Origin of the sequence: Limosilactobacillus agrestis (assembly GCF_014145585.1) — a bacterium.
Classification (GTDB): Bacteria; Bacillota; Bacilli; order Lactobacillales; family Lactobacillaceae; genus Limosilactobacillus; species Limosilactobacillus agrestis.
This window is the reverse complement of the sequence record NZ_JACIVF010000040.1, coordinates 1-294: the sequence shown is the minus strand read 5'-3', so window position 1 is coordinate 294 and position 294 is coordinate 1. Positions and strand designations below refer to the sequence as shown.

General features: G+C 46.3%; 1 pseudogene. It reads right to left on the bottom strand.

Annotated elements, in window-relative coordinates:
• Positions 1–294, bottom strand: a pseudogene (locus H5R88_RS03415) (hypothetical protein); the annotation flags it as partial.

The window sequence follows — 294 nt, the reverse complement described above, 5'->3', positions numbered from 1 at the left end:
TAGTGCTTCAGTAAGTGGCAGTGAATCAACTAGTGCTTCGGTAAGCGCATCTGAATCAACTAGTGCATCAGTAAGCGCAAGTGAATCAACTTCAGCATCAGTAAGTGCCAGCGAATCCACAAGTGCCTCAGTAAGTGCCAGTGAATCAACTAGTGCATCAGTAAGCGCAAGTGAATCCACTTCAGCATCAGTAAGTGGCAGTGAATCCACCAGTGCATCAGTAAGTGCTAGCGAATCAACTTCCGCTTCAGTAAGTGCCAGTGAATCAACTTCAGCATCAGTAAGTGCCAGTGA